General features: G+C 61.3%; 14 protein-coding genes. 2 read left to right on the top strand and 12 right to left on the bottom strand.

Features of this window, described 5'->3' with window-relative positions; translation table 11 throughout:
- Positions 1-13 precede the first annotated feature (13 nt).
- From HJB84_RS19040 to HJB84_RS19070, 7 genes are all read right to left on the bottom strand, one after another.
- On the bottom strand, positions 14-187 hold the full coding sequence (locus HJB84_RS19040; protein WP_007631868.1) for a DUF1328 domain-containing protein: 174 nt from the start codon (positions 185-187) through the stop codon (positions 14-16).
- A gap of 209 nt (positions 188-396) precedes the next feature.
- Positions 397-1,824 carry a gamma-aminobutyraldehyde dehydrogenase gene (locus tag HJB84_RS19045; RefSeq protein ID WP_221116594.1) on the bottom strand — a complete coding sequence of 476 codons (1,428 nt, stop codon included), beginning with the start codon at positions 1,822-1,824 and terminating at the stop codon, positions 397-399.
- A gap of 13 nt (positions 1,825-1,837) precedes the next feature.
- Entirely contained in the window at positions 1,838-2,650 is an 813-nt protein-coding gene (locus HJB84_RS19050; protein WP_207581862.1) for an ABC transporter permease, read from the bottom strand.
- Positions 2,640-3,602 (bottom strand): ABC transporter permease, encoded by a 963-nt coding sequence (locus HJB84_RS19055; protein WP_221116595.1) that lies wholly within the window; start codon positions 3,600-3,602, stop codon positions 2,640-2,642. Before HJB84_RS19055 ends, HJB84_RS19050 begins: the two co-directional genes overlap by 11 nt.
- A complete protein-coding gene (locus HJB84_RS19060; RefSeq protein WP_221116596.1) occupies positions 3,599-4,585 on the bottom strand; it encodes an ABC transporter ATP-binding protein in 987 nt (328 codons plus the stop codon). Before HJB84_RS19060 ends, HJB84_RS19055 begins: the two co-directional genes overlap by 4 nt.
- A 182-nt stretch (positions 4,586-4,767) precedes the next feature.
- Positions 4,768-5,928: an ABC transporter substrate-binding protein gene (locus tag HJB84_RS19065; protein WP_221116597.1), complete on the bottom strand. Its 1,161-nt coding sequence runs from the start codon at positions 5,926-5,928 to the stop codon at positions 4,768-4,770.
- Between the two features lie 119 nt (positions 5,929-6,047).
- Positions 6,048-6,956 carry a LysR family transcriptional regulator gene (locus HJB84_RS19070; RefSeq protein WP_207581858.1) on the bottom strand — a complete coding sequence of 303 codons (909 nt, stop codon included), beginning with the start codon at positions 6,954-6,956 and terminating at the stop codon, positions 6,048-6,050.
- Positions 6,957-7,135: 179 nt separating this feature from the next.
- Between HJB84_RS19070 and HJB84_RS19075 the strand changes: the two genes are divergently transcribed.
- On the top strand, positions 7,136-7,876 hold the full coding sequence (locus HJB84_RS19075; protein ID WP_207581857.1) for a hypothetical protein: 741 nt from the start codon (positions 7,136-7,138) through the stop codon (positions 7,874-7,876).
- Positions 7,877-7,941: 65 nt separating this feature from the next.
- On the opposite strand, the gene lysS is transcribed toward HJB84_RS19075, so the two are convergent.
- From lysS to HJB84_RS19100, 5 genes are all read right to left on the bottom strand, one after another.
- On the bottom strand, positions 7,942-9,438 hold the full coding sequence (gene lysS / locus HJB84_RS19080) for a lysine--tRNA ligase (protein WP_221116598.1): 1,497 nt from the start codon (positions 9,436-9,438) through the stop codon (positions 7,942-7,944).
- A gap of 21 nt (positions 9,439-9,459) precedes the next feature.
- Positions 9,460-10,914, bottom strand: a complete 1,455-nt coding sequence (gene gltX / locus HJB84_RS19085) for a glutamate--tRNA ligase (RefSeq protein ID WP_221116599.1) — start codon at positions 10,912-10,914, stop codon at positions 9,460-9,462.
- A gap of 245 nt (positions 10,915-11,159) precedes the next feature.
- Positions 11,160-11,909, bottom strand: a complete 750-nt coding sequence (locus HJB84_RS19090) for a TerC family protein (RefSeq protein WP_221116600.1) — start codon at positions 11,907-11,909, stop codon at positions 11,160-11,162.
- A 218-nt stretch (positions 11,910-12,127) separates the two neighbouring features.
- Positions 12,128-12,967 carry an AraC family transcriptional regulator gene (locus HJB84_RS19095; protein WP_221116601.1) on the bottom strand — a complete coding sequence of 280 codons (840 nt, stop codon included), beginning with the start codon at positions 12,965-12,967 and terminating at the stop codon, positions 12,128-12,130.
- Between the two features lie 116 nt (positions 12,968-13,083).
- Positions 13,084-13,764: a TetR/AcrR family transcriptional regulator gene (locus HJB84_RS19100; protein WP_207581852.1), complete on the bottom strand. Its 681-nt coding sequence runs from the start codon at positions 13,762-13,764 to the stop codon at positions 13,084-13,086.
- 152 nt (positions 13,765-13,916) lie between these two features.
- On the opposite strand from HJB84_RS19100, the gene HJB84_RS19105 reads away from it, so the two are divergent.
- Positions 13,917-15,125: an HlyD family secretion protein gene (locus tag HJB84_RS19105; RefSeq protein ID WP_207581851.1), complete on the top strand. Its 1,209-nt coding sequence runs from the start codon at positions 13,917-13,919 to the stop codon at positions 15,123-15,125.
- Positions 15,126-15,149 lie beyond the last annotated feature (24 nt).

A 15,149-nucleotide genomic window follows, 5' to 3' on the forward strand; every position in this document is an offset into this window, starting at 1 on the left:
GGCTGCGTTCCGCTCACAAGATCGCCTGGCCGGCCATCAGTGCCAGGACCAGGAAGATGAGGAAGATCACCAGCGCAATGCCGAAGAGAACGCGGGCGATCGTCGCGGTGGCCGCGGAGACGCCGGAAAAACCGAAGAAGCCGGCGATCAGTGAAATCACGAAAAATATCAAAGCCCATTTCAACATGACATGATCCTTTGCATCTATCTGAGAAAGACGCGTCAACCGGGAAAATGTTCCAAGTCGTTTGAATGGGATGGCGTCTCTGCGGAGAAATGACGCTGCTTGTGCGGCTCATCGTCTACGCGCGCGCCATGATCCGGAACGGTGGCGGGCGAGTGCTGGCGCTTTGCCGCCACACCGCCCGAGTCTCCGGATCCTAGCTTTCTCGCCGCTCAGCCGTGATTGATCATCACGTGGCGCACGGCGGTGTAATCCTCCAGCGCGTAGACCGACATGTCCTTGCCGTATCCCGACTGTTTGAGGCCGCCATGCGGCATCTCGTTGACCAGCATGAAATGCGTGTTGATCCAGGTGCAGCCATATTGCAGGTGGGCGGCAGTCTTAATGCCGCGGCCGATATCCTTGGTCCAGACGGAGGAGGCGAGGCCATAGTCGCTGTCGTTCGCCCAGGTGACGGCATCCTCGGCGTCGGTAAATCGGGTGACGGAAACCACCGGGCCGAAGACTTCACGGCGGACGATCTCGTCGTCTTGCGTGGCGCCTGATATGACGGTCGGGGCGAAGAAGAAACCCCTGTCGCCGGAGACCTTTCCGCCGGTGGTGATCTCCATGTGCTTGTGTTCTGAAGCGCGGGCGACAAAGCTTTCGACGCGGTCGCGTTGGCGCTTGGAGATCAGCGGACCGATCTCATTTTCGGTATCGTCGGCCTGATTGAAGCGGATGCTCGACACTGCCGAGGAGAGATCAGCGACGAAATTGTCGTAGACCCTGGCGTCGGCATAGATGCGGCAAGCGGCAGTGCAGTCCTGGCCGGCATTGTAGTAGCCGAAGGTGCGGATGCCGGCGACGACGGCGTCGATATCTGCATCGTCGAAGACGATGACCGGTGCCTTGCCGCCGAGTTCCAGGTGCGTGCGCTTGACGGTCTTCGCGGCAGCCTGCAGCACCTTCTTACCGGTGGCGATATCGCCGGTAATCGAGACCATGCCGATCTTGGCATGATTGATCAGGGCATTGCCGACACTTTCGCCGCGGCCGAGGATGAGGTTGACGACGCCTTCGGGAAGGATATCCGAGAGCAATTTGGCCATCTTCAGCGCCGTCAGCGGCGTCTGCTCCGAGGGCTTGAAGACGACCGTATTGCCACCGGCGATCGCTGGCGCCAGCTTCCAGGCCATCATCATCAGCGGATAGTTCCAGGGCGCAATCGAGCCGACGATGCCGATCGGATCGCGACGGATCATCGACGTGTGGCCGGGCAGATATTCGCCAGCGGCCGGTCCATGCAGATTGCGCACGGCGCCTGCGAAGAAGCGATAACAATCGACGATCGCCGGGATTTCGTCGTTCAGCACGGCATTGATCGGCTTGCCGCAGTTCAGCGCCTCAAGCGTCGCGAAGCCGGCGGCATCCTTCTCGATGGCGTCGGCAATCCTCAACAGGTAACCGGAACGTTCGCCCGGCGTCGTCCGCGACCAGCTTGCGAAGGCTTTTTCGGCGGCATCGACGGCGGCGTCGACCTGGGAAAGCGAGGCTTCAGGAAGGTCGATTACCGTCTCGCCGGTCTTTGGGTTCAGGATGCGCTCTTCCGTCTCCGTGCCTATTTCGAAGCGGGAACCGATCAGCATTTGGGTGTCCATGATGTTCTCCCTGTTATTTGCCGGCACCGGCGATCTGATCGCCGTCGCGGGTGAGGTAATAGGCTGCCAGGATCGGCAGGAAGGTGACGAGCACCACGACCATGGCAACCACATTGGTGACCGGGCGCTGGCGCGGGCGGATGAGTTCTTCCAGCATCCAGATCGGCAAGGTCGATTGCTGGCCGCCGGTGAAAGTGGTGACGATGACCTCATCGAAGGAAAGAGCGAAAGCGAGCATACCGCCGGCAAGAAGGGCGGTGCCGATATTCGGCAGGATGATATGACGGAAGGTCTGGAAGCCGTCGGCGCCGAGATCCATCGAAGCCTCGATCAGCGAGCCGGAGGTACGGCGGAAGCGGGCAACTGCATTGTTGTAGACGACGACCACGCAGAAGGTCGCGTGGCCGAGCACGATGGTCCACACCGAAAACGGAATGTCGAAAAGACTGAAGGCGGAGCGTAGCGCAATGCCGGTGATGATGCCGGGTAGGGCGATCGGCAGGATGACCAGCAGCGAGATCGCCTCGCGGCCGAAAAACCTCGTCTGGCTGACGGCTGCCGCGCAGAGCGTGCCGAGGAGGAGCGCGATCGCGGTGGCGATGACGGCGACCTGCACGGAGAGGCCAAGCGCCGACCAGACGTCTGGCCGGTTCCAGGCAATGGTGAACCATTGCAGCGTCAGGCCGGGCGGCGGCCACTGATAGCTCTTTTCCTCGGTCGTGAAGGCATAGACGAAGATCAGCAGGATCGGCAGGTGCAGGAAGAGCAATCCGACGGCTGCGGCGATCTTCAGGGTCAGTGGCGATCTCTTGAGGTCAGAGCGCATCGAAGGCTCCCATTTTCCTGGCGAGCGACAGATAGAGCGCCATGATGACGATCGGCACCACGGAGAAGGCGGCGGCGAGCGGCACGTTGCCGGCCGTTCCCTGCTGGGCGTAGACGGCCTGGCCGATGAAGAGCCTGGACGAGCCGATGATCTGCGGGATGATGTAATCGCCCAGTGTCAGCGAGAAGGTGAAGATCGAACCGGCGACGATGCCGGGGAGCGCCAAGGGCAGCAGCACGGTGCGGAAGGTCTGCCGTGGTGTGGCGCCGAGATCGGCCGAGGCCTCGATCAGGTTGCCGGGCACACGCTCGAGGGCCGCCTGGGTCGGCAGGATCATATAGGGAAGCCAGATATAGACGAAGACGATGAAGGTGCCGAGGTAGCTTACCGACAGCGAATTGCCGCCGAGGACGGGCAGGTCCAGGATGCCGTCGAGCAGCCAGGAGAGGTGAAGCTTCTCGAAGATCCAGGTGAGGATGCCTTCCTTGGCGAGGATCAGTTTCCAAGCGTAGATCTTGACGAGATAGCTCGACCAGAGCGGCAGCATGACGCCGAGATAGAAGAGCGCCTTCCATCTGCCTTGCGCATAACGCGCCGCGTAATAGGCGATCGGGAAGGCAATCATAGCGGCAGCGACGGTGACCAGCGCTGCCATAACGACGGTGCGAATGATGATGTCGAAATTCGTCGGGCTCAGAAGCTGGGCATAGGTCGCAAGGGTGAATTCGTAATTCACCAGCCCGGAAAAATCGTCGATCGAGAAGAAGCTCTGCAGCAGCAGGGCGATCAGTGAGCCGATATAGATGATGCCGAGCCAGAGCAGCGGCGGCGTCAGCATCAGGAAGAGCAAGAGCTTCGGGTGCCGCCAGAAGGCATCCGACAGCCGGCCGAAAAGGCCGCCGCGCCCCGGGCGGATCGATGTCTTGCCGCCTGATAGGGTGAGCGCCGTCATGCCGCATCGTCCATGTAGTGAATATCGCCAGGCTGCCAGGCGAGATGGATGCTGGCGCCGACCTCGGGCACCGGCGCGCCCGCCGGCAGCATGACATGCAGCCGGCTGCCCCTGAGATCGACGCCGAGACGGGTGGCAGCGCCGAGGAAGCTTGCATTTTCGACTTTTGCCTCGATGCCGTCGCTTGCCAGGCGGATGGCCTCGGGGCGGAGGCTTGCCCAGCGCTTCTTGCCGCCGAGGAGGGCCATCAGATCAGGCGCAATCACGTTCGATGAGCCGACGAAATCGGCGACGAAGCGGGTCTTCGGGCAGCGATAGATATCCTGCGGCGTGCCCTGTTGAACGATGTTGCCATCGTTGAAGACAGCGACGCGATCGGCCATCGATAGCGCCTCGCCCTGATCATGCGTGACGAAGACGAAGGTGATGCCGAGCGCGCGCTGCAGGCTTTTCAACTCCTCCTGCATCTGCTCGCGAAGTTTCAGATCGAGCGCGCCGAGCGGCTCGTCGAGCAGCAGCACCTTCGGCTTGTTGACCAGCGCGCGAGCGAGCGCCACGCGCTGGCGCTGGCCGCCGGACAGTTGACCGGGCCGGCGGGCGCCATAGCCCGGCAGCTTGACAAGATCGAGGGCTTCGCCCGCAGCCTTCATCCGTTCTGTCTTGCCGATGCCCTTGACCATCAGCCCGTAGGCGACATTGTCGAGAATGTTGAGATGCGGGAACAGCGCGTAGTCCTGGAACACGGTGTTGACATTGCGGCGATAGGGCGGAATGCCGTCTGCAGTCTCGCCGAAGATCTGAATATGACCGGCGCTCGGCTGCTCGAAGCCGGCGATCAATCTCAGGCAGGTCGTCTTGCCGGAACCGGACGGTCCGAGCATGGCGAAGAATTCGCCGGGCGCGATCTCGAGATCGACGCCGTCGACGGCGCGAACCTGGCCGAAATGGCGCGATACCTGCTGGAAACGGACGGCTGACGTCATGGGGGGACTCCGGGATCACTATGTTCGCAGTGTCGGCCCCTCATCCGCCCTGCCGGGCGCCTTCTCCCCACCAGCGGGGAGAAGGAGACACGTGGCGCTGCTTTCGTTCGCAGGGCTTGTCGCAGGGCACGTCCCCTCTCCCCGCAAGCGGGGAGAGGGTTAGGGTGAGGGGCTTGACGCAATTACCGCCCGCCGATCACGCCGATATAATCAGACACCCAACGATGATAGGGCACACATTCGCTCTGCGTGGTGCATTTGGCGACCGGGGTTTTCCAGAACTTGATCTTGTCGAAGTGATCGAAGCCGTTGGTGGCGCAGCCGGCGTCTCCCATCAGTTCGTTGCCCTTGCAGGCGGCGGGAACCGAAGGCACGGCGCCGAACCAAGCCGCGGCATCGCCCTGGACTTTGGCCTGCAGCGAATGTTCCATCCACATATAGGCGCAGTTCGGATGTTCGCTGTCGGCGTGCAGCATGGTGGTGTCGGCCCAGCCGGTGACGCCTTCATCGGGGAAAGTCGAGGCGATCTTCTGTTTGTCGGCCTGCAACAGGTTCACCTGGAAGGGCCAGGAGCCAGAGGCGACGACGCCTTCGTTCTTGAAGTCGTCGATCTGGATCATCGCGTCGTGCCAGTAGCGGGAGATGAGCTTGCGCTGGCCGCGTAGCAGATCGAGGGCAGCCTTGTACTGGTCCTCGGTCAACTCGTAGGGATCCTTGATGCCGAGATCCGGCTTGTGCGCCATCAGATACATCGCCGCGTCGGCGATATAGATCGCGCCGTCATAGGCCTGAACGCGACCCTTGTTCGATTTGCCATCCGGCAGCGTCTGCTCCTCGAAGACGACATTCCAACTGGTCGGCGCCTTGTCCTTGAAGGCATCGGTATTGTACATCAGCACATTCGGCCCCCAGAGGTAGGGCACGCCGTAATGGACGTCGCCGACCGTATACCACGGGCCCTTTTGCAGACGCTCGTCGACGGTCTTGAAGCTCGGAATCAGGTTGGTGTTGATCGGCTGGACCCGCTTGCCGGCGATGAGGCGGAGCGAGGCGTCGCCCGATGCCGTGACGAGATCGAAGCCGCCTTCGTTCATCAGCGATACCATTTCATCCGAGGTGGCGGCGGTCTTGACGGAAACCTTGCAGCCGGTCTCCTTTTCGAAACCCGTGACCCAGTCGTAGTTCTTGTCGGTTTCGCCGCGCTCGATATAGCCGGCCCAGGCGACGATGCTGACGGCACCTTCGCCTTTGCCGAGCGCCTTCAGCGGTTCGGCGGCGATGCCCTGCGTCGCGAAGCTCAGGCAGGCAAGCGCTGCCGTGCAGGATTTCAAGAGATGCGTCATCATCCGTCTCCCCGTCTGGTGCCACTTTTGCGGCGGTTTGTTCCCGAATGAAAAGGTGGCGCGAAAAGGCCGCTTTCGCAAATTCATTTATCAGAAAGGTGTTATCGGAAATTCCGATATCAGCGGATGCGGCCGGAGCGCAGACTTTCGGCGATGCCGACGAAATCGCGTGCCGCCTGCGGCAGGCTGGAGCCCTTGCGCCAGACCATGCCGACCTGGACGACCGGCAGCGAACCGGAGACGTCGCGGCTTTCGATGCGGTCGCCTTCGAGCGACCACGGGCGGTACACGAGATCGGGAAGCAGCGCCACGCCGGCGCCCGTGGCAACCAGACTGCGCACCGCCTCCACCGATCGGGTGCGGAAGGCGACATGCGGGCGGGCGCCGAGGGCTGACAGCAGCTTGCCGGTATTCTCCTCGATTTCGTCGACCGTCAGCATGATCAGCGGTTCGCGGGCAATGTCGGCGACCGAGATGATTTCGGCCGAGACCAGCGGATGGCCCATCGGCAGCCAGAGCCGATAGGGCGAGGTTTCGAGGATCTCGGCCTGCAGCGCCATGCGGTCGCGCAGGTTTGATATCACCATGACGGCGACATCGAGTTCGCCGCCGACCAGGAGGTGTTCGAGGTAGCCGCCATTGTCCTCGATGGCGCTGACCTCGATGCCAGGGCAGGCGCGCCGGTATCGCGCCAGGAGGTCGGAGAGCACGTAGCCGGCGACAAGCGAAGTGACGCCGATGTTCAGCGTGCCGGAAAGGGCGCTTTGCTGGCCGGAGAAGCTGGTGCGCGCATCGGAAACGGACGCGAGGATCTTCGTCGCGTGACGCAGGAACTGATGGCCGTTATGGGTGATCGTCAGGCCGCGCGGGTGGCGCTCGAAGAGCGTAACGCCGAGGTCCGTTTCGAGCTCCTTGAGCGCTTCCGTCACCGAGGATTGCGAGATCGAAAGGTTCTGTGCGGCGCGCGTTACCGAACCCTGTTCGGCGACGGCGACGAAATATTGAACCTGGCGAAGCGTGAAGGCCATGGGCGTTTAGAGCATGGCGGAACAGGCCGTGGCAAGCGGCCGGGAAAAGCGGACCTTTTTTGGTGTTTTCTCAAAATGGCGCAGGCTTTGCACCCCCACTTAAACTTTCGGAAACGTCATTTCCTTAGCATTATCAGCACTTGTCCTGCGTTGGAGTTTCAGATGGCGGAGCAGTTGGCGTGAAGGCCTTACTGCGCATGTTCCGGCCTTCCCGGAAATTGGCAATCATCATCGGTGGAGTCGCTCTTCTGGCGGGCGTTTCCGGCGGCGCGGCTGTTTATGTCGGCAAGGACAGGCTGATGGGTGCCGCCGGTGGTGGCTACGGGCTCGAATGCAGCGACATCAACCTGGTGACGATCCGGAAGCAGGACCACATCTGGGTGCGCAAATACATCAAGACCGAACCGACCGACGGGATGACGCGCGTCAAGACAGCGCTTCGGGTCGCCCAGGCCGTTTACGAAGCGCAGAAGCCGGATCTGGTCCAGGTGGTGGTGCTCGACGAGAACGGCCCGACATTGCGCGCCGACATCCGCGGCCGAGCGATCGGCGCCGACGTCGTCTATATCCCGCATCCCGACAAGACCGTTCCCGGCCTCGACGACAAGACGTATACGGCGCGCTATTATGACGGAAAGGCCAGCAAAAACGGGCTGTTTTTCGGCGAGCGCATAGATATGCCCTCCGACGAAATCGCCATGATCAGTTCCGGTTTCAAGGATCCCGAGGATTGCGTCGATCCGGTCGCCGTTGGCTCCACGAAAAACGGGGAAAAGGGCAAGAAGGTCGCAGGCGGCGCACATGGCGCAGCACCGGCGGCCGAAAGCAAGGCCGTGCCTGCTGCGGAGAGCGGCGGGGCGGATGTGGTGGCGGAGGCACCGGCCGAAGAGCCGCCGGCGGAAGCCGCCAAGACCCACTGAACGGCGGCATAAAAACGGAGCGCCGGCCGGCACTCCGCTTATTTTGTTTCGATACTTTATTTCCGTCAGTCGGCCTTGTTGCGGCGAGCCGGGAAGAGGATGACGTCGCGGATCGACGGGGCGTTGGTCAGCAGCATGATGAGGCGGTCGACGCCGATGCCGAGGCCGCCTGCTGGCGGCATGCCCTGGTCGATCGCATCGAGGAATTCCTCGTCCAGCTGCTTTTCCTTTTCGCCGCGGGCATGCGCCTGTTCGAGTTGCTCGACCATGCGGCGGCGCTGCTCTTCGGGATCGTTCAGCTCCGAGAAAGCGTTGCCGAGTTCCCAGGCATTGCAATAGGTCTCGAAGCGCTCGACGAGCCGCGGCTCGCCCGGCACTTCCTTGGCGAAGGGCGAGATGTCCTTCGGGAAATGCGTGACGTGAGACGGCTGGATCAGCGTCGATTCAACCTTTTCCTCGAAGATGAAGGCGAGGCATTCGCCCCAGGTCCAATCCTTCTCCACCGCGAAGCCGGCTGCCTTGGCGGCGGCGCGGGCTTCCTCGTCGGTCTTGATCGCAATGAAATCGATGCCGGTGGCGTGCTTGACGGCATCGGGCATCGGCACGCGCTCGAACGGCCCCTTGAAGGACAGGCGCTTGTCGCCGAAGTCGAATTCCGTCGTGCCATGGATGGAGAGCGCCAGGGTTTCGAACAGCCGCTCGACGAGGTCCATCATGTCCTCGTAATCGGCATAGGCCCAGTAACATTCCATCATCGTGAATTCAGGATTGTGCCGGGTAGAGACGCCTTCGTTACGGAAGTTTCGGTTGATCTCGAAGACCTTGTCGGTCAGGCCCGAAACCAACGTGCGCTTCAAGAACAGTTCCGGCGCGATGCGCAGGTACATGTCGAGCTTCAGCGTGTTGTGATGCGTCTTGAACGGCTCGGCGGTGGCGCCGCCATAGATCGATTGCAGCATCGGCGTCTCGACTTCCATGAAGCCGTCATTCTCCATGAAGCGGCGGATGCCGGATACGATCCTCGAGCGCTGCTGGAAGCGAAGCTTCGAATCCTCATTGGTCATGATGTCGAGATGGCGCTTGCGATAACGCAGCTCGATGTCGGAGAGGCCGTGCCACTTCTCGGGCATCGGCAACAGCGACTTGGTCAGCATTTCGATCTTCTGAGCGTTGATCGTCAGTTCGCCGCGCTTGGTGCGGCGTACGATGCCGGTGACGCCGATGATGTCGCCGATGTCGATCATCGGCAGCAGCGCCCGGGCCTCTTCCGGCGTCGTATCCTTATGGCTGAAGATCTGGATCTTGCCGCCGGCGTCGTGGATGTCCATGAACATGCCGGAGTTGCGCGAGGAATAAACGCGGCCGGCAACGGTGACGATGTCCTGCGTCTCGACGTCTGGTTCCAGAGATTCGTATTTGGCGCCGAGCTCGGCATTGGTCATCGTCCGGTGGAAATGCGCCGGATAGACCTCGCCGATCTGCTCGCGCAGCAGCTTCAGTTTCTGGGCGCGCACCTCAGTCGCGTCGGAGGAAAGGGTGTTTTCGGTCTTGTTGTCAGCCACTGTGGAATCCTCTGACTGTTCTTACTTCGAGCCAACGAGGGCGGCGACCGCCTGCGAGGCGAGCTTCAGGCGCTGACGCACGACGGACCGGCCGAGGATCGCCATGGAATCGAAGAGCGGCAGGGAACGCGACGAGCCGGACACAGCGACGAAGAGGGGCGAGACCACGACCTTCAGCTTCTTGCCCATGCGGTCGGCGATCGCGCGCAGCTCCGCCTCGATCGTCTCGACATTCCAGTCCAGGATCTTTTCGAGATCCGGCTGAACGGTGTTGAGGATCTCCAGGATCTCTTCCGGCGGCGACTTGATCTTGGCGAAGTCGGAAGGCTGCAGGCCGAGATCGGACTTCAGCAGAAAGCCGGCAAGGTCGGGCAGTTCGCCGAGCTTTGAAATGCGCGTCTGCGACAGGCGCAGGCCCGCCATCAGGCGATCGTTTTCCATCGCCCAGCTCAGCACGCGGCCACGGAACTCTTCTTCCGACAGCTTCTCGCGGATCCAGCGGCCGTTCAGCCAGTCGAGCTTCTGGATGTCGAAGATCGCGCCGGCCTTGGAGAGGTTTTCCGGGTCGAACTTCTCGGAGAGCTCATCCACCGTCAACAGCTCCTCGCCTTCGGCGATCTGGATGAAGAACAGGCCGAGGAAGTTCATCAGCGCTTCCGGGATATAGCCGAGCGCGGAATAATAGGAGATCGAGGTCGGGTTCTTGCGCTTCGACAATTTCGATTTGTCGGCATTGCGCATCAGTGAGAGATGCATGAAGACCGGCTGATCCCAGCCGAAATAGCGATAGAGCAGAATGTGCTTCGGCACTGACGCCAGCCATTCCTCGCCGCGTGCCACATGGGTGATCTTCATCAGATGGTCGTCGATGACGTTGGCCATATGATAGGTCGGCATGCCATCGGCCTTGATCAGCACCTGCATGTCAACGGAATCCCAGGGGATGGAGACATCGCCGTAGACACCGTCGTTGAAGTCGCAGGAGCCTTCGGCCGGGATCTTCATCCGGACGACGGTCGTCTCGCCGGCTGCCATGCGCGAGGTCACTTCCTCTGCGGTCAGGTTGAGGCAGAGGCCGTCATACTTCGGCGGCTTGCCGGCGGCGCGCTGGGTTTCGCGCATCTGTTCGAGGCGCGCGGGGGTGCAGAAACAGCGGAAGGCATGCCCCTTTTCCAGCAATTCCTCGGCGTAAGGCTGGTACATCGGCTTGCGGTCGGACTGGCGATAGGGGCCGTAGGGACCGCCGATATCCGGGCCTTCCTTCCATTCCAGGCCGCACCATTTCAGGGCGTCCAACACCTTCGTCTCGAATTCCGGGGTCGAGCGCGTCGCGTCGGTATCCTCGATACGCAGAATGAACTCGCCGCCGTGCTTCTTGGCGAAAAGGTAGTTGAAGAGAGCGATGTAAGCGGTGCCGACATGCGGCTCGCCGGTCGGCGAGGGAGCGATGCGGACGCGGACGCCGGAAGTTGTCATTGGTATGGCCCGTCAATGAACGGCGGACGGCTTTCCAGGGAAAGCGACGTTCGGCCGAAGGATGCAGATATCTTCATCGGCAAACCGGCCGAAAAAGGGCATGCGCCCGCACTATCCGCCAATCGTCCGTTCGGCTGGCCTTAGGCCATATTCAACCGGGCGCGTCAAGAAAAACCACGCCTGCAAAGGCCCGATGGCATTGAGGAGCGGCGCGCCGGTTTTCGGCGCGCCTTCCCGCTTCAACCTCAATGCGCGCCTTCCCGCTTGCGCTTGCGGGCATTGCGCGCAAACATGTTCAGCACCTCGACCAGCGCCGAGAAGGCCATGGCGGCGTAGACGTAGCCCTTCGGCACATGGAAGCCCATGCCTTCGGCGATTAGCGTCGTGCCGATCATCAGCAGGAAGGCGAGCGCCAGCATGACGATCGTCGGGTTCCGCTCGATAAAGTTGGCAAGCGGGGTTGCGGCAACCAGCATGACGGTAACGGCGGCGGCGACGGCGACCACCATGATCGGCAGATGCGGCGTCATGCCGACGGCGGTGATGATGCTGTCGACCGAAAAGACAAGGTCGAGCAGCAGGATCTGGCCGATCGCCGATGCAAAGCCTGTCGTGGTGGATTTCGCGATGAAATCCTCCTGCTGGTCTATAGGATCGACGCTGTGGTGAATTTCCTTGGTGGCTTTCCAGACTAGGAACAAGCCGCCGGCGATCAGGATCAGATCCTTCCAGGAGAAGCCGTGTCCGAAAGCCTCGAACAGCGGTTCGGTCAGCTGCACGATCCAGGCGACGGTGCCGAGGAGTGCCAGGCGCATGACGAGCGCAAGACCGATGCCGATCTTGCGAGCCTTCTCCCGGTGCTCGGGCGGCAGTTTGTTGGTGAGAATGGAAATGAAGATCAGGTTGTCGATCCCGAGAACGACCTCCATCACCACCAGCGTGATGAGCGCCACCCAGGCGGCCGGATCCTGAATAAGCGTCATGATTCCCTGCATAAGCGTATATCCCTCTTGCGTCACATGCGTGAATGACGCGCGCAATGTAGTGTCGGTAGCCTGCTACGCAAGCGCCGCAAGGGGGTATACGAAATCGTTGTGACTTTTATTCCCTAGAACAGGATGATTTAAGGCCGGGTCGGCCTTAAATTTGAATACTGTTCTAAATTAAAGAGTTAGAGCATGATGTCATGAGAAAACCGCTCACACTTTCGGCATCATGCTCTGATCGGCAGCCAGATTTCGGTGACGCCCATGCCTGTATGGAGGTCGAAGCGCTCATCGTAGCGTTCGAACATGTCGGGCGTCTCGCCATGTTCCAGGCCCGAGGTCGGCCACCATGTGCCGAAGATCCTGTGCATGGTCGCGGGAATGCCGGAGACATGGCCGCGGTGGGCAAAGACGACGTAACGTTGGCCGGGAAGCTTGAGTGTGGCAAAATCCGCCGGCAGATCACCGGCATCGGCGACTTCGGCCGCGGCTATATAGCGGAATATCTCCGCCTCGCCGTCGATATGGGTGCAGATGCCGTAGGCGACATTGCCTTTCTGTCCCGAGATATGGCCGAAATGGGCATTGAACTTCTGCCAGAGAGACGGGATGGCGGCGTTGCCGCCATGGGGGTAGGTTTCCTGCAAGCCGGCAAACAGCATCGGCGGAAGGGTTTCGAGGCGGGGCGGTTCGAGGTCGTTGAGGTGGGTGGGGTCCATTCTGATTGGCTCCAGCAGGACAAGGTTACGGGCGTGCCCTTGCCGACGCGCAGCATCCGGCGTCACGCCGAACTGGTCGCGGAAGGCGCGGGTGAAAGCCTCGTGCGAGCCATAGCCCGCACAAAGCGCAACCTCGAGAATGGTGGATGAACCGCCGATCAATGCGGGCACGGCGCGGCTGAGGCGCCGCCCTCTTATGTAGCTGCTGATCGAGTGGCCGGTAACGAGCCCGAAGACGCGCGACAGGTGGTAACGCGACAATCCGGCTGCTTCCGATATCTCTTCCAGCGACAGATCGTTTTCGAAATGGCTCTCTATGAACCAGATCGCCCGTCCGACGGCGCTCATTCTCAATCTCCTGGTTGCGGCTTCTTCCTTAACGAAAAGCCGGTATCCGGATTTGATCGCTATTGCGGGATTCTGGCCGATGGAGCGCGGCAGTCAACGGTGGGGCCAAAGGTGGATCAGACGGTCTCGTGCTGGCGCGCGCCGTAGGCGGCCATGAAGACCCGGATTGCGCCGCAGATGACGCGCTCGATTTCGTCGCGATGCGGCGGCTCTTCCATGCTTCCGAACAGGCGGAGCTTGAAGAAACTGCCGCTGGCGAGGTCGAGAAACTGGCCGGCGGCCAGATCGATATCGTCGATTTCGAGCCTGCCTTCGGCGATGTGCCGTTCCAGGAAGTCGCGCATGATGGTGCGCAGGTTTTCCGGGCCCTTGAAGAAGCGTTGGCAGAGCACCGGCATGCGGTCGCGCACGCCAAGAACGGTGCGCATGGCACTGATGACCTTTTCATCGGTCATATGGGTGACGAAGCTCACCCCGAATTCGTACAGACCGGCTTCGGGATCGTCATGTTCGGCAAGCGCCGTGCGCACGGCCGCCACGAAGGCGGCGCGCTCGGCCTCGATCATCGCCGAAAACAATTCTTCCTTGTTGGTGAAATAGACGTAGAGCGTTCCCTTGGAGACGCCGGCCTCGCGCGTCACGTCGTTCATGCTGGCGGCGTCGAAACCCATCTTCATGAAGACGCGCTTGGCGCCGGCGAGAATCTGCTGACGCTTGGCCGGATCTTCGCCCGCAGCAAATCGGCCTCCTCCAACGGGAGGGCTGAAGACGGCGGCGTGGTCGGGTTTCAGCGTCATTTATCCTTAACCGTGTTCACGGTTTCGTTTTTTCTTTAAAAGAAATCGAACCGATTGGTTCTATACATCTTGATATGACGGTAAAACAGGTTTAAGTCAACTGAACCGAACCGTTCAGTTCGATTACTTACTCCAAGATCGGTAAAGTGGCCATGTCGAGCAACCAGAAAAGCAGCGTCGCGCGGATCGTTAGCGAAAACGCCGGAGCCGAAGAGGCCACTGCTGAAGTCGCGGCCGTTGCAGAAGCTCCGACGGCGGAAGCCCGCGAGATGCCATCTGCGCCTGCGCAGTCGGCGCCGGCTCCGGCCGCTGCAGCTGCGAAGAAGCGCCGCAGCCCGGTGCTGCCGATCTTTGTTCTCGCTCTTCTCGCGGGCGGCGGCTGGTATGGTTACGAATGGTGGACGAACGGCCGCTTCATGGTGTCGACTGACGACGCCTATATCGAGGGCGATATTGCAACGATTTCGCCGAAGGTCACGGGCTACGTCGCGAAAGTGAATGTAGTCGCCAACCAGGAAGTCAAAGCGGGCGACGTGCTTGCCACGCTTGATAACGGCGACTATCAGAACGCCCTCGATCAGGCCGAGGCCCAGATCGCCACTGAACAGCTTTCGCTGCAGCGCATTGACGCGCAGATCGAAGGCGCCAATGCCAGCCTCGTGCAGGCGCGGGCGCAAAAGGTGGCACTCGAAGCGGCCGTTCGCGGTGCCGAGATCACCCAGAAGCGCCAGAGCGATTTGCAGGCGAAGTCGGTCGGCACCGCCGCCGATCTCGATAATGCCAATATCGCTCTCGACCAGGCCAAGGCCAATCTTGCCGGCGGCGATGCCAACATCACTGCTGCGCAGGCTAACATCACCATTCTCCAGGCCCAACGCAAGGAGGCCGAAGGCTCGGTCCGTTCGCTGGAAATCTCGCGCGACAAGGCCGCCCGCGACCTGTCCTTCACCGTGCTCAAGGCACCTTATGACGGCATCGTCGGCAACCGCTCGGTTCAGGAAGGCGATCTCGTTTCTCCCGGTCAGCGTCTGATGGCGCTTGTTCCGGTGCGCCGGCTTTATATAGACGCCAACTTCAAGGAAACGCAGATCCAGCATCTGGTGCCCGGCTCGAAGGTCAACGTCCATGTCGATGCCTATAGCGATCATCCTGTGGTCGGGACCGTCGAATCGATCTCGCCGGCTTCCGGCTCGGTCTTTTCGATGCTGCCGCCGGAAAATGCCACGGGCAACTTCACCAAGGTGATCCAGCGCGTGCCGGTGCGCATCGCGCTGCCGCAGGATGCGCTCGACAGCGGGCGTCTGCGCGCCGGCCTCAGCGTCGTCGTCGACGTCGACACCCGCACGGCGCCGAGCAAGTAAGCCTTTAGAAAAGGCGGAGGTGGT

The organism is Rhizobium sp. NZLR1b (assembly GCF_019685155.1).
GTDB lineage: Bacteria > Pseudomonadota > Alphaproteobacteria > Rhizobiales > Rhizobiaceae > Rhizobium.

What these genes read in the sequence shown, in the direction of transcription:
- HJB84_RS19090 (WP_221116600.1), bottom strand. Translation starts at nt 11,909, where the DNA reads ATGCAGGGAATCATGACGCTTATTCAGGATCCGGCCGCCTGGGTGGCG.
- HJB84_RS19045 (WP_221116594.1), bottom strand. Translation starts at nt 1,824, where the DNA reads ATGGACACCCAAATGCTGATCGGTTCCCGCTTCGAAATAGGCACGGAG.
- HJB84_RS19105 (WP_207581851.1), top strand. Translation starts at nt 13,917, where the DNA reads ATGTCGAGCAACCAGAAAAGCAGCGTCGCGCGGATCGTTAGCGAAAAC.
- HJB84_RS19065 (WP_221116597.1), bottom strand. Translation starts at nt 5,928, where the DNA reads ATGACGCATCTCTTGAAATCCTGCACGGCAGCGCTTGCCTGCCTGAGC.
- HJB84_RS19100 (WP_207581852.1), bottom strand. Translation starts at nt 13,764, where the DNA reads ATGACGCTGAAACCCGACCACGCCGCCGTCTTCAGCCCTCCCGTTGGA.
- gltX (WP_221116599.1), bottom strand. Translation starts at nt 10,914, where the DNA reads ATGACAACTTCCGGCGTCCGCGTCCGCATCGCTCCCTCGCCGACCGGC.
- HJB84_RS19050 (WP_207581862.1), bottom strand. Translation starts at nt 2,650, where the DNA reads ATGCGCTCTGACCTCAAGAGATCGCCACTGACCCTGAAGATCGCCGCA.
- HJB84_RS19040 (WP_007631868.1), bottom strand. Translation starts at nt 187, where the DNA reads ATGTTGAAATGGGCTTTGATATTTTTCGTGATTTCACTGATCGCCGGC.
- HJB84_RS19055 (WP_221116595.1), bottom strand. Translation starts at nt 3,602, where the DNA reads ATGACGGCGCTCACCCTATCAGGCGGCAAGACATCGATCCGCCCGGGG.
- HJB84_RS19060 (WP_221116596.1), bottom strand. Translation starts at nt 4,585, where the DNA reads ATGACGTCAGCCGTCCGTTTCCAGCAGGTATCGCGCCATTTCGGCCAG.
- HJB84_RS19070 (WP_207581858.1), bottom strand. Translation starts at nt 6,956, where the DNA reads ATGGCCTTCACGCTTCGCCAGGTTCAATATTTCGTCGCCGTCGCCGAA.
- HJB84_RS19095 (WP_221116601.1), bottom strand. Translation starts at nt 12,967, where the DNA reads ATGAGCGCCGTCGGACGGGCGATCTGGTTCATAGAGAGCCATTTCGAA.